At 29.9% G+C, this 11,363-nt stretch carries 11 protein-coding genes and 1 riboswitch; of the genes, 9 read left to right on the forward strand and 2 right to left on the reverse strand.

Features of this window, described 5'->3' with window-relative positions; translation table 11 throughout:
- Nucleotides 1-136: 136 nt before the first annotated feature.
- The 7 genes from B3Z56_RS03010 (at nucleotide 137) to B3Z56_RS03040 (ending at nucleotide 7,283) form a co-directional block, all read left to right on the forward strand.
- Nucleotides 137-706 carry a TetR/AcrR family transcriptional regulator gene (locus tag B3Z56_RS03010; RefSeq protein WP_346847566.1) on the forward strand — a complete coding sequence of 190 codons (570 nt, stop codon included), beginning with the start codon at nucleotides 137-139 and terminating at the stop codon, nucleotides 704-706.
- 212 nt (nucleotides 707-918) lie between these two features.
- A complete protein-coding gene (locus tag B3Z56_RS03015; RefSeq protein WP_346878213.1) occupies nucleotides 919-3,492 on the forward strand; it encodes a YhgE/Pip domain-containing protein in 2,574 nt (857 codons plus the stop codon).
- Between the two features lie 69 nt (nucleotides 3,493-3,561).
- A riboswitch (purine riboswitch) is annotated at nucleotides 3,562-3,663 on the forward strand.
- 137 nt (nucleotides 3,664-3,800) lie between these two features.
- Entirely contained in the window at nucleotides 3,801-5,147 is a 1,347-nt protein-coding gene (locus B3Z56_RS03020; protein ID WP_346878214.1) for a nucleobase:cation symporter-2 family protein, read from the forward strand.
- Entirely contained in the window at nucleotides 5,147-5,722 is a 576-nt protein-coding gene (locus B3Z56_RS03025) for a xanthine phosphoribosyltransferase (RefSeq protein WP_346878215.1), read from the forward strand. The genes B3Z56_RS03020 and B3Z56_RS03025 overlap by 1 nt, the downstream gene beginning before the upstream one ends.
- A gap of 298 nt (nucleotides 5,723-6,020) precedes the next feature.
- Nucleotides 6,021-6,281, forward strand: a complete 261-nt coding sequence (locus tag B3Z56_RS03030) for a hypothetical protein (protein ID WP_346876595.1) — start codon at nucleotides 6,021-6,023, stop codon at nucleotides 6,279-6,281.
- A 61-nt stretch (nucleotides 6,282-6,342) separates the two neighbouring features.
- A complete protein-coding gene (locus B3Z56_RS03035) occupies nucleotides 6,343-6,774 on the forward strand; it encodes a DUF2752 domain-containing protein (RefSeq protein ID WP_346876594.1) in 432 nt (143 codons plus the stop codon).
- Between the two features lie 107 nt (nucleotides 6,775-6,881).
- Complete coding sequence (locus B3Z56_RS03040) at nucleotides 6,882-7,283, forward strand: hypothetical protein (protein ID WP_346878216.1); 402 nt, start codon at nucleotides 6,882-6,884, stop codon at nucleotides 7,281-7,283.
- Between the two features lie 124 nt (nucleotides 7,284-7,407).
- On the opposite strand, the gene B3Z56_RS03045 is transcribed toward B3Z56_RS03040, so the two are convergent.
- Together B3Z56_RS03045 and B3Z56_RS03050 are read right to left on the reverse strand one after the other, a co-directional pair.
- Entirely contained in the window at nucleotides 7,408-8,067 is a 660-nt protein-coding gene (locus B3Z56_RS03045) for a GTP pyrophosphokinase (RefSeq protein WP_035133854.1), read from the reverse strand.
- A gap of 153 nt (nucleotides 8,068-8,220) precedes the next feature.
- Nucleotides 8,221-8,958, reverse strand: coding sequence for an NAD-dependent protein deacylase (locus B3Z56_RS03050; RefSeq protein ID WP_346878217.1), 738 nt, complete (start codon nucleotides 8,956-8,958; stop codon nucleotides 8,221-8,223).
- Nucleotides 8,959-9,379: 421 nt separating this feature from the next.
- Between B3Z56_RS03050 and B3Z56_RS03055 the strand changes: the two genes are divergently transcribed.
- Together B3Z56_RS03055 and B3Z56_RS03060 are read left to right on the forward strand one after the other, a co-directional pair.
- On the forward strand, nucleotides 9,380-10,456 hold the full coding sequence (locus B3Z56_RS03055) for a helix-turn-helix transcriptional regulator (RefSeq protein ID WP_346876590.1): 1,077 nt from the start codon (nucleotides 9,380-9,382) through the stop codon (nucleotides 10,454-10,456).
- Between the two features lie 444 nt (nucleotides 10,457-10,900).
- The gene (locus tag B3Z56_RS03060; protein ID WP_346847557.1) at nucleotides 10,901-11,260 is read left to right on the forward strand and encodes a VOC family protein; all 360 of its coding nucleotides are present in this window, start codon (nucleotides 10,901-10,903) and stop codon (nucleotides 11,258-11,260) included.
- Nucleotides 11,261-11,363: the final 103 nt, after the last annotated feature.

The following is an 11,363-nucleotide window of genomic DNA, read 5'->3' on the forward strand; positions in this document are numbered from 1 at the left end:
TTAGAAATTTTATTTTAGTTTATTATTTAGTAGTATATAAATATTATGATATAATAATGTTTATATCACTAAAAGATAAAATATAAATTATAAGGAGTTGTGTTGCTTCATATCATGATGAATAGAAGCGTATATTATGAATAAGACTAGAAAAATTATTTTTGAGGCCGCGATAAAAGTATTTTCAAGCAATGGTTACGAGAGTGCCACTATGGATGAAGTAGCAAGCGAAGCTGGAGTTGCAAAGGGAACTTTATATTATCACTTTAAAAGTAAAGAGGAATTATTTTATTTTGTCGTACAGACAGGAATTGATTTAATAAACAGTGAAGTTGAAGAATCCATAAAAGAAATAAGTGACCCTATAGAAAGATTGAAGGAATCTGCTAGGGTTCAGTTAAAATATGTGTATATTAATAAGGATTTATTTAGAGTAATAATGAGTCAGGTATGGGGACAAAAGGAACGTCATGAAGAAATAAGAGAGCAGGTAATGAACTTAATTAATATGAATTCTAAATTTTTAGAAGGAATTACAAAGAGTAGAAATATTTCTGGCGAAGATTCAGATATATTAAGTTACTGCTTTATAGGGGTATTATTTTCATCTGCACTCTATGAAATTATAAATAATGATAATTATAATCATGATGAAGTAGTAGAAAAATTTATGGATTACATTAACTATGACATAAGGTTATCTTGAGATATGAGATATGAAATATAAATAAAAAATAATATACAATTTTAATAGAAGAGTTTTCTAACTAGGAGAATAGCAAGTTAGAAAGCTCTTTTTTAATGTTTTTGAAAAGGATAACAGTAAAAATATTCTTTAATAATATTGACTAGTCAGTGCAAAAATAGTATATATATAATATTGACTGTAAAGTATAAAAAATTAAAGAAGGTGATAGTGTGAACTTTTTAAAAATTGCCGGTAAGGATATAAAAAGCATTTTTAAGAACAGATTCATAAGAGTATCGGTTATTGCAATTATTATAGTACCATTACTATACTCATTGTTGTACTTAGATGCATTTTGGGATCCTTATGCGCGAATTCAAGACATGACCATAGCTGTAGTTAATGAGGATGGTGGTGCCTTACTTGATGGAAAAGAGGTAAACTACGGTGAAGACATTGTAGAAAACCTAAAGGGAAATGAAGAGGTTGGCTGGGATTTTACTAGCAATGAAAAAGCCAATGAAGGTTTAGAAAAACAAGGGTATTATGCTAAATTTGTAATTCCTAAAGACTTTTCAAAAAGTGTTGTGGCTGCAAAAGAAGGTAAGCCTCAGGTAGCAGATTTACAATTTGTTTGTAACGAAAAGAAAAACTTTTTAGCAGCTCAAATCAATTCACAGGTTGAAAAATTACTAAAAGAAGAAATTGTAGGAACAATTTCAAACAACTATGTCACTGTTGCTTTTGATAAGTTATATGAAGCAAAAGATGGATTTATAAAGGCAACTGATGGAAGTGAAAAACTTTATAATGGAATTGGTGAACTAAATGAAAAGGTACCTATGCTAGCGGAAGGTGCTAATCAGCTTGGAGATGGTTCAGCACAATTAAAAAATGGACAAGGTGCTCTTAACTCGGGAATAAAGTCAATAAATAATGGCTTATCAGAAGTGAATGGCAAGGTGCCAACTTTAGGTTCAGGTGTAGAAAAGCTATATAATGGTTCACAGGAATTGAAAAATGGACTATCAGAAGCAAATAGTAAGGTTTCAAATTTAAGTCCAGGAGTAAATAAGCTATATGATGGTTCAGGTGCATTAACAGGAGGAAGTAAAAGCCTTTATAGTGCATTTAATACAAGAATTTATCCAAATGTAAATTTACTTAAAGATGGAGCTAATAAGTTAAATGGTAAATTAAAAGATGGAGAAAGTAGTGTAAAAAAATTAAAAGAAGGTGGAGAAAAATTAAAAACTGCTAGTGATGATGTAGCAGCATCATCAACAGCCATAAATAAGGGATATCAAGAATCAGTTAAAGGTGGAGTTGATAAGCTTATAAGTGGCGTTAATAAATCTTCAGAAAAAATGAAGGATATATCTGAAGATATTATAACAGCAGTTAATTCAAATCCTGAAGTAGCAAAAGATCCCAATATTCAAGCTACACTTGTAAATATACAAGCTTTAAACGAAGCAACTAGTGAAACACCAAAGCAGATACAAGAATTACAAGCAGGAACTAAGAAATTTGGGGATAACTTAGGAGAGTTTAATGGTTCTGTAAATGAGTACACTGGTAAGGTTAATGGATTTGCAACAGGTACAGTAGCTTTAACAGATAGTGTGAGTGACATTGGTGTAGCAGTAAACAAAATAAGTGGAGGCTTAAATTCCTTAGAAGCTGGACTTAACGAAAATACTAAAGATTCTTTTGGGTATGGATTAAAATCAGTATCAGACAATATGGATGCTTTAAATTCAGGTCTTGGAGAATTAAAAAACAATATTCCAGCCTTAAGTGGTGGAATACAAGCTTTATATAATGGATCTAGTGAAATCTATGGTGGTCTTGGACAGCTAAGAAGCAATATTCCAACTTTAAGTGGTGGAATACAAGCTTTATATAATGGTTCAAATCAACTAGTAGATGGTTCTAATGCTCTAGTTGATGGACAAAACAAGTTAAATGATGGAGTGTCAGAGTTAACAGGAAAAGTACCACAATTAGAAGATGGGGTAGATAAGTTATATAAAGGATCAAATGAGCTTGCAACTGCTTTAAAAGATGGTGCAGGAGAGATGAAATCCGGACTTAAAAATTCTTCTGAGGAAATGGGTGACTTTGTATCAGCTCCAATAAATATGAAAAATGAACCAATAAATAAAGTACCTAACTATGGAACAGGTTTTGCACCATACTTTATATCACTATCTTTATGGATAGGTGCAATAATGATGTTCTTCGTTATCTCAGCTAAAACTGATGATGATGCTAATTTATCCAAGTTTGATAAAGTTATAGGTAAATACTTATCCTTTGGATTTATAGGTTTATTACAAGCATTACTTGTAAGTGCAGTTGTAATGGGGCTAGGATTAACCCCAACAAGTACAGTTATGTATTTTGTATCCATAGTATTCTTATCATTGGTATTTATAGCAATAATTCAATGTTTAATATCCCTATTTGGAGATGCAGGAAGACTTTTAGGAATAGTATTATTAATACTTCAGCTAACAGCTTGTGCAGGTACATTCCCACTAGAGATAGTACCTAAATTCTTTAAAGTGATTAATCCATATATGCCATTTACTTATAGTGTAGAATTATTAAGAGAAGTTATTTCAGCCAATACAATTAATTATGGAATAGTCGGAAAAGATTTCTTAATCCTTGGAATTGTTCTTCTTGTATTTTTAACAATATCAATAGTATTTAAAAATGCAGGGGAAAATCTCCAAAATATAATTGAAGGAAGAAAAGGAAAATCAGTGAAAAATATAAAAGAACAATCAATGTAACAATAAATTTATTATTACAAAAAATCCTAACAATAGCTGGTTGTAAAATATAAATGTTCGTGTTATAATGACAATACAATTGGTAAGACTCGTATATAATCGGTAATATGGTCCGAAAGTTTCTACCTGCAAACCATAAATTTGCAGACTACGGGGAGTTGTATTTTATTATAACTATAATCATTATAGTGATGAATCACAGCACCTCAATTTTTATTGAGGTGCTTTTATTTTTTGATTTAAATAAATCTAAGGAAGTAGCTAACCCTTAGATAAAATTAAAACAACATCTAAAAGGAGATGAACTTATGAATAATGAAGAACTATTAACTAATGATATTGAATTAACTTATGGTGTTGATGATAACCCAACTTTAGTTAAAAAGATATTATTTGGTTTACAGCATATATTTGCAGCTTTTGGAGGGATAGTAGTAGTGCCTCTAGTAATAGCAAGTGCATTAGGATTTGATGCAAAAATAACTACAACATTAATAAGTGCAACAATTTTAGCTTCTGGTATTGCTACTATAATTCAAGCTAGAGGTTTCGGAGTTATAGGTTCAAGGGTTGCTTGTATCATGGGTACAGACTTTACCTTCGTTTCACCAGCTATTTCAGTAGGAACAGTACTTGGACTTCCAGGAATAATTGGAGCTACTATTTTAGGAGCATTCTTTGAAATTATTTTAAGTTACTTTATTAAACCTCTTATGAAATTATTTCCGCCAATAGTTACGGGAACAGTGGTATGTTTGATTGGACTTACATTATTACCAGTATCTATTGATTGGGCTGCAGGTGGAGTTGGAGCTGCAGATTATGGTAGTATTAAGAATTTATCAATAGCCATGTTTGTTTTAATTTTTACCTTGATTTTAAATAGATATGGAAAAGGTATGGTTAGTAGTGCATCTATTTTAATTGGGATGGTTGCGGGATATATAATTTGTATCCCCTTAGATTTAGTGAGTTTTACAGCTATTAAAGAAGCTAGTTGGATTTCCTTCCCTAAAATATTTGAATATGGAGTAACCTTTGATATAAAAGCTGTAATTGCATTTATTCCAGCATATTTTGTAACTACTATAGAAACTGTTGGATGTCTTAAGGCTATTGGAGAAATTTCTCAGATACACATGGATGAAAAACGTGTGGGTGCTGGTGTATTGGCAGATGGTATAGGAAGTATGTTAGGTGGAGTAGTAGGTTCTTTCCCCAATACTACCTTTAGCCAAAATGTAGGATTAATAGCATTAACAAAGGTAGCAAGCAAACACGTTGCAGTTATGGCAGGAATAATTATGGTGATTTTAGGTTTCTTACCTAAACTAGCAGGTCTAATAAGTGGAATACCACAACCAGTTCTTGGTGGAGTTGGAATAGTAATGTTTGGAACTGTTGCAGCAGCAGGAATAAAGACTTTAAGTAGAGTAAGACTTACTGAAAGAAATCTACTTATAATAGCTACATCTATAGCTTTAGGTCTTGGAGTTACCTTTAGGCCAGATGTTATAGCACAATTACCAGAAGGATTAAAGATGATTTTCTCATCAGGAATATCTACAGGAACTATAACTGCTTTAATATTAAATTTAGTATTAAAAGAAGATAAAGTAGAGAAAATAAAAGTAGAAAAAAGTGAGGTGGCATAATGGAAACTTTAAAAAATCGCATATTAAAAGATGGACATGCGTTAAATGAATCTGTATTAAAGGTAGATTCTTTCTTAAACCATGGAGTAGATGCTAAATTAATGCAGGAAATAGGAACGACCTTTAAAGAACATTTTGAAAACCATGGAATAACTAAAATCTTTACCATTGAAAGTTCAGGGATAGCTCCTACAGTTATGACCGCACTTCAAATGGAATTACTAATGGTAACACTAAAGAAACAAACATCTAAGATTTTAAGTGGAGATGTATATCAAACTACAGTACATTCTTTTACTAAAGCTGTAGATTATGAGTTAACTTTATCAAAGAAATTTATATCACCAGAGGATAATATACTTATAATAGATGATTTCTTAGCCTATGGAGAAGCAGCACAAGGTGCTATAAGATTGGTAGAAGAAGCTGGAGCAAAGGTTGCAGGAATTGGAATAGTCATAGAAAAATCCTTCCAACCAGGTCGTAAAAATCTTGAAGATAAAGGTTATGAAGTATATTCACTAGCAAGAGTTAGTAAGCTTGGTAAAGATATTATAGAATTTGTAGAAGAATAATAAAAAAGGTGCATGGGCACCTTTTTTATTTTGTAATACGCTAGTATCTATATTGAATATTCATGAATCTCGCAAACCCGCACTATGACAACAACTATTTAACTATTTAACTAGTTTTATATATGAATAGTTTCCTATATAAATATTTATATAGGATTATAGTTATATATATCTATTTACATAGTTTAAATTTTATCTAATAATTCTAGATAAATGATTTTGTTAATAAAATTGTAATAATATTCAATGTGGACTAATAAAATGAATGGAGTGATAAAATTTACAAGGAGGATTTTGTATGGGTGTTGCTTCATTAGTAATGGGAATTTGTAGTATTGTATTTGCTGTAATTTCATGGGGGTGCCTATGGTGGTTATCTCTAATCCTAGGCGTTGTAGGTGTAGTATTAGGAATTATAGACATGAAGAAAAAGAAAGAATCAGGTGAAGCTTTTGCAATGGCTAAAGGTGGATTTATATGTTCCATAATAGGAATATGTATGGCTATTATATTTTTAATATTTATTGTGGGATTAGCTTCATTAGGAGCAGCAGTATAAAATTATATCATTAAAAGATGTCTGTATAGGCATCTTATTTTAGTTACAAGGAGGTTAAAAGTTGAAAAGTGAAGGAATAATAAAAGAATATAATATTTTTAATGTGATATTAATTACTTTAGTAATAGCTATGATATTTTTACCCTTTATATCTAGAGCTGTGAATAAATTATTTCCTATTACCTATGGATGCCTTTCTTATAGAATTTTAGGAGAGCCTTGTCCTCTTTGTGGATTTACTAGAGATATGAGAAATATTATATCTGGTGATATTTTTGCTCCTAAGCTAAACTTATTATCAGTACCAGCAGTTTTATTAGGGATATTTGAAATTTTTTTTAGAATGAAAATATTATTATCAAAGAAAAAATTAATGGATAATAAATTTAGAAATAATATAATAAAATTTGATGTTATATATCATGTATTTATGTGCTTTTCTTTTATCATCTATGGAATTCTATTTTATATATTAGATTTATCAAGGGTTTAGACGATGTAATAATTATTTCATTTTTGCTCAGTATAATAATTCTATCCTTTGGAAAACTTAATATATAGTATAGTCAAAATCCACTGAAAAGGAGAATGCATTTAGTTATGGATACACGTGTACCTTATCATAATTATATAGTTGTAACACCAAATGGAGACGTATTAGGATTTGGAGAAGAGGATGATGCAAGAAAATATGTGGCAGGATATTATGTAGGAAAAATAGAAGAATTATCAGATGATAGAAGTAAAGTCTATGTTGATTATGGAACAGACCCCCTTCAAGCTTCAGTAGATATATGTACTGAATTAGGAGCCTATGAAGGAGATTGTATTATTTATGATTTAGATAGTTTCATAGAAAATATTCAAAGCTCTGGTATATTTGAAGATGAAAAGGAAGAACTTATACTAAAGCTTATGCAGGAAAAAATAAATTTGAATATTAATGATTATCAAGTAGATGACCTTTTATATGATACAAAAGTAGTTCCTAATAGAGATTAAAATACAAAACTTTCCTAAGAGAAATTAATTTAAATAAAATTTGATCATGTCTCTATATTAGAGAACATGCTCAAATTTTATGAAAAATAAATATATATTTGTAAAAACGTTACTTAATTAAGCATTAAACATGATTGTTCATAAGTCTGTTACGTGCCATAAGCATTTCCTCATCAAGGTGTGTTGTAGTACCAGCACAGTTTAGCAGCATGGTGCTAATATCATCAGGCATTTCGCCCTCATATTTATATCTAAGCTTATGTTCTAGGCTTGCCCACGTATCCATTGAAATTGTTCTAAATTGAATCTCTACAGGAACATTTTCAACTTTCTTTGAGAAGAATACAGGAACACTAACAACTAAATGAAGACTACGATAACCATTATCTTTTGGATTTTTTATGTAATCACGTTCCTTAATAATAGTTAAATCAGTTTGTGCCTTAATTGAAGCTGCAATTTCATAAACATCACTAAGGAAAGAGCAAATAACTCTAATTCCAGCAATATCAGTTAAAGTTTCTGCAGACTCAATAGAGAGTTCTAATCCTCTTCTTTGAAGTTTTTCAAGTATGCTCTCAGGAGCTTTAAGTCTAGATTTCATATGTTCAATAGGATTATAAGAGTGAATACTTTTATATTCATCATTAAGTATTGCAAATTTTGTTTCGATTTCACGAAGGGCACAACGATATTTTAAAGAAAGAGATTTAAAATCTTCAATTTGGGTACCAAATTGTGAAATATCTATGTTTTTAAGATCCTTAAAAGGCAATTGTGGCATAATAAATTCTCCTTTGTATATGTATTAGGTATTATAATAGTATAATATAAATTGCTTTTTTATTAAAGTGGACATAAAATTAATATAGAAATATTAATGAGAAAACAACATAAGACTTTGGTTAATAAAAGGTAGTCAATGACTACCTTTATTTTATAAAAAATTAACTGACTCACTTAATACTTTCCCAATAGAATCGTGAATAACTAAGTCTGCTCTAGAATCAGCAGAAGTACTACTTTTATTTATAAGCACTAGATTTTTGCCTTTAAAATAGTTTATAAGATTAGCTGCAGGATAAACCACTAGAGAAGTTCCACCTATAATTAATGTGTCTGCTTTTGAGATAGCATCGATAGCTCCTTTAAGTACACTTTCATCTAAACCTTCTTCATATAAAACTACATCAGGTCTAACAGTTCCACTACATTTAGGACAAGTAGGTATTCCCTTAGAATTTAAAATAAAATCCATATCATAGCTATCATTACACTTAATGCAATAGTTTCTATGAATTGAGCCATGAAGTTCAAATACATTTTTAGAACCAGCTGATTGATGAAGTCCATCAATGTTTTGAGTAATGATTGCTTTAAGTTTACCCATTTCTTCAAGGTTAGCAAGGGCTATATGTGCTCCATTAGGTTTAGCTTCAGGATATATAAGCTTTGCCTTATAAAAATTAAAAAATTCCTCAGGAAATCTTATAAAGTAAGTATGAGAAACTAGCTGTTCAGGAGAAAGGGTCATGTTAAGTCTTGCATTAAAAAGCCCATTGGCACTTCTGAAATCTGGTATATTTGATTCGGTAGATACTCCTGCGCCACCAAAGAATACTATGTTATTGCTATTTCTTAAAATTTGTGTTAGTTTTTCTATTTCAGTATTCATATAATCATCTCCATAAATTATTTATTAATCCTATTATGACACGAAGTTATAGAAAATAAAATATACTTATAGAACATGTTGGAAAGACAAAACACTTTGTAATATTCTTAAAAAAGCTGTTGCAAAAAAAGACTCTAACAAATATGAACCTTGGAAAGCTGCATTAATGCAAGCAATTGGCTCTAACTTCGATTGGACAAATAAAGAAAATCTTAAGCCGCTTATTGAGTTTATACAAAAAAATTATAATGATATTTGAGATATGAGACATAGAGTAGGCTAATAACTATGACTTATAACCATAAAGTTGAATATCACTCAAGTTTTTTCAACTCAAGTATGAACTACTCTCCATTGTTGACAGTTGTAATTAAGCTTATAATAAAAGTACTAAAAAGGCTCAAAGGCGGAGGTAGTGAATATGAATAGATTAAATATTGGAGAGACTATTTTACATTTAAGGAAAGAAAAAAAGGTTACTCAAGAGCAGTTGGCAAGTATGATTGGAATTTCAGCAGGAGCAGTAAGTAAATGGGAGACTGGAAATTCAACACCAGATATTTCTTTATTAGCGCCATTGGCAAGAGCATTGGATACCTCTTTAGATGTTTTACTTTCCTTTCAACAAGAACTTTCTGAAGTAGAAGTAATTAATATAAAAAAAGAATTAGTTGAAGTATTTTTACATCAGAGTTATATGGATGGTGAATTAAGATGTAAAGAATATGAGAAAGAATACCCTAATAGTGTATATTTAAAATTGATAATTGCACAATTGATTCAAATGTATTCTATGATGTCAGGTAATGTTTCAGAGGAATGTATAAAATCAAGAATGGAGTATTGCTTAACTTTGCTTTATCAAGTTACTGAAAGTAAGGTTTCAAAGTATATATCAGTAGCTTTATTTTCTATTGCTAATATACAGATGACCTTAGAAAACTATGAAGAAAGTGAAAAGGCCCTTAAGGAATTATCAAATTCATTTATAGATCCCATGGTACTATATTCGTCATTGTTACAGAAGCAAGGAAAGAACAAAGAAGCGGAAAATATGTGCAAAGGAATGCTTATACAGTATTTAAATCAAAGCAATGCAATGATAGCAATATTAGCAAGGCTCTCAAAAGGTGAACATAATTATGAAAAGGCAGTTTTCTATTTAGATGCTCTAAATCAAGTAGAGAGTATATTTAAAATAGGGATGGGTTCAGGAGCATATAATTACTGTAGGCTATATATTGAAATAGGGGACAAGGAGCTTGCTGCAAAATGGTTTAACAATTATGTAAAAGAGCTACTTTCTACAGAATATGATTATAGCAATAACCCTTATTTTGAAAATCTTAAACTAGAGGTAAATGTGGAAGGGCAGAAGATAATAAGAAAAAAACTATTTCAATCACTTATGGATGAAGAAGATTTGAAAGTATTATGTGGAAGCCTAGAGTATGAAGAGGCAATTAAGGCACTAAAAAATACTGTTTCTGAAATGTAAAAGTGGATTTTGTATGTTCATCAGAAAAGTAAAATAAATAATATGTGAGTTTTGACTTTGAGATATTCATTGAACTCTATTTTGAAAAAAGAGGGTAATGGAACATTTATTTACATTTTTTTAATGCATGGGAAACATGTTGAGAAAAAGGGATGATACTTGTTAAGGTAATCAATACTATCCAAGGAAATAAAAAGGGGCAAATTATGGTTTATTATAATGAAATATATTATGATTCTGCCTATGGAGTTATGGAATATTATCCATGTAAGAAGGAGATTATCTATTTAGAGATTAATGTTGAATAAGTAAAAGATTACAGTATAATTTTCATGTAAATAAAGTTTAATATAATATAAAGGCTATTATATTAGGTATATAAATAAAGGGGATAGTAAAAATATATCGTAGCAGATGTAAAATTAATAAAGTGAGGTAGTATTTATGAATTTAGAAATGGTCACAATAGCAGTAGCAGAGTTAGAAGAATCAGAAAGATTTTATAAAGAAATTTTAGAATTAAAAGAAGTACAAAGAATAGATACTCCGGAAGGAATACACATTATTTTCTTAAAGGATGAAGAGTCTGGAACTATTGAATTAATAGAATATCCAAATAGCTTTAAAGAATTAAAAAAAGCTAATGGTTCAAATATCTCTATTGTATTTAATGTAAATAATTTCAATGAAGCGGTAAGAAAATTAGAAGAACAAAATGTAAAGGTGATTAATGGACCTATGGAAAATTATATATTTATAAATGATCCAAATGGCGTGAAAATTGGAATTAGACAAAGGCATTAAAAGATACATTAGCATGAAAAGATTAATTTGTCATGGTGATAAATGTAAATTTCATACTATGAAATTATAAATAATAGTAATGCAAATAACCAGTTAATTTATT

Source organism: Clostridium sp. UBA7791 (assembly GCF_002480755.1).
Lineage (GTDB): Bacteria > Bacillota > Clostridia > Clostridiales > Clostridiaceae > Clostridium_J > Clostridium_J sulfidigenes.